General features: G+C 42.0%; 2 protein-coding genes. Both read right to left on the reverse strand.

Going from position 1 to position 1165, the window contains the following annotated elements:
* Window positions 1-91 precede the first annotated feature (91 nt).
* Window positions 92-706 carry a dimethylsulfonioproprionate lyase family protein gene (locus AC1QQ2_RS14295; RefSeq protein WP_479713640.1) on the reverse strand — a complete coding sequence of 205 codons (615 nt, stop codon included), beginning with the start codon at window positions 704-706 and terminating at the stop codon, window positions 92-94.
* 17 nt (window positions 707-723) lie between these two features.
* Window positions 724-1165: DMT family transporter (locus AC1QQ2_RS14300; RefSeq protein WP_479713641.1), on the reverse strand; the 442-nt coding region annotated here is incomplete at its 5' end.

Here is a 1165-nt window from a genome sequence, read left to right on the forward strand (position 1 = left end):
CCAAACACACACTTTTTCGCGTGTTTGAGGGGAGAGATTCCGGGGTCTAACACTGTGTCTACAACCTAGTGAATGAACACAGTATTCATTATTAACACAGTTCAGGTAACCCCTGATATTTGTAATCTTGCGTCGAAAGATCGCCAATCCAAGCGTACACCGACATAAACGCCAATTCTTTTGTTAAAGTGGCGTGCGGTAGAAACGAAGGATGGTGAGACCTGCCACCAACGTATGAGCTTTGATATCCCGAATTCCCGCGAAGCCAAAAGCATTCACCAGCGAGCATTACATAGATTTCTTCTGCTGGGTGGGTCCGAATCCCGTATTCTGAATGTGATTGCATTCCATAAAGACCTAGACGGACAATGTTGGATTTTACCAAGCCGTCTGGTCCTAATAATTCTACATGTGCTTTAAAGTAACTGTGTTTTTTATACAAATCGCTTTTGGAGGTCTCTGGGGGTGCCCAGTTAAATGGCGTCTTCAGAATTTCTGAACAAATTGGATGTGCGTCATCCGATCTCATTACGTTGGCTATGTCTTTGGATATTGCTTTCTCTTCTGTGAAAGCCAAGGCAACTTTTGCTTTTGCACGCAATTCTTGAGACGAAATTTTTTCAATTTCGCTGTTTCCGTTAAAAACCTGAGATAACTCTAAGAAAAGTTTTTCTAAGTTGATTTGATGATAAGAGTTTATGCTCATAATACTACGCTCTTTTGCTATCGCGTTACCATTGAGAAAAATTTCGGGTTGAGCACGATAACTCCAATTCCCAATAGTATCGTAGCACCGCCATAAAACTTCTCTACTGTGATTGTTTCTCCCAAGAAAAGATTTCCACCTAATACAGAGAACACTGGAAGCAGCAATAAGAACGGTGCGACTTTACTTACATCGTGATGCCGTATCAACGTGTTCCAAAAGTAATAACCCAAGCATGTCATTATCAAGCCAAGGTATAGAACGGTCCACCATACCAATGGGTTAGCAGTCCTCATTGCTTCTTCTTGCCCATTCTCAAATATCGCTGACATTAAAAATAATTGTGGAGCAGCAAAAACTGCTATCCAGGCTGTAACTTGCATTCCTGAAACATCTTTAAGTTTTCTGATCATGACCTGACCCAGAGCCCATGCAAAGCAGCCACCAAGCACCAAAGCG

The organism is Aestuarium sp., from assembly GCF_023253315.1.
Classification (GTDB): Bacteria; Pseudomonadota; Alphaproteobacteria; order Rhodobacterales; family Rhodobacteraceae; genus Marivivens; species Marivivens donghaensis.

What these genes read in the sequence shown, in the direction of transcription:
- AC1QQ2_RS14295 (WP_479713640.1), bottom strand. Translation starts at nt 706, where the DNA reads ATGAGCATAAACTCTTATCATCAAATCAACTTAGAAAAACTTTTCTTA.